General features: G+C 51.9%; 1 protein-coding gene. It reads left to right on the forward strand.

Annotated elements, in window-relative coordinates; all coding sequences use genetic code 11:
• Nucleotides 1-69 precede the first annotated feature (69 nt).
• Nucleotides 70-865 (forward strand): IS5 family transposase gene (locus tag ACT3RQ_RS17705; protein ID WP_444625980.1). Its coding sequence is split into 2 segments (ribosomal slippage), with 797 coding nucleotides annotated over them: nucleotides 70-412 and nucleotides 412-865; the frame shifts between segments, so codons are not numbered across the junction. This gene is flagged as partial in the annotation.

An 865-nucleotide genomic window follows, 5' to 3' on the forward strand; every position in this document is an offset into this window, starting at 1 on the left:
TAGGTTTTGTACGAAAAGTGATATCTGCTAAGTTTTCCCATGCAATAGAAGCATAGGGGGAAATGAATTATGGTTGGCCGGTACGAGATATCCAATGAGAACTGGGCGCAGATTACAGATATTGTGTCGCCAACTCAGGTGATGGGCAGGCCCCGGCGGGATGACCGGCAGGTCCTCAATGGTATTTTCTGGGTGCTCTGTTCTGGTGCCAAATGGCGAGATCTACCCGAGCGGTATGGTCCCTGGTCAACTGCCTATGAGCGCTTTCGAAAATGGCGGGATGATGGCACGTTTGAAGCTATCCTTTCTCGCTTACAGCTCAGGCTGCGTGAAGATGGACTGATGGATCTGGATACGTGGATGATTGATTCGACCTCGATACGTGCCACCCGCGCTGCCGCAGGAGGCGGCAAAAAGGGGGCTCAGAAGAACCGGTAGATCACGCATTGGGGCGTAGTCGTGGTGGTTTAACGACAAAAATCCACCTGGTATGTGATTCCCATGGTTGGCCGCTGGCATTTACCCTGTCTCCAGGACAGCAGGCTGATTCTCGACATTTCATCTCGACGCTGGAGAGTGTTTATCTACCAGGCCGTGTTGGAAGGCCTCGCAAACGTAGCCGCTACGTGGTCGCTGATAAAGGATATGACAGTGATGAACTGCGCCGTTACTGTGACAGGCACGGTATAAAACCCGTTATTGCGCAACGTCAAATGCATCGCAAGACACGCCCTGGTTTGCCGAGGCGTTTTGATCAGCACAGATACCGCCAGAGAAACGCGGTAGAACGCTGCTTTGGATGGCTTAAAGAGTTACGTCGATTTGCAACGCGCTACGAAAAATTAGCGAGCAGTTTCAGAGCGAT

Origin of the sequence: Halomonas sp. AOP43-D1-4 (assembly GCF_052446175.1) — a bacterium.
GTDB classification, from domain to species: Bacteria; Pseudomonadota; Gammaproteobacteria; order Pseudomonadales; family Halomonadaceae; genus Vreelandella; species Vreelandella citrativorans.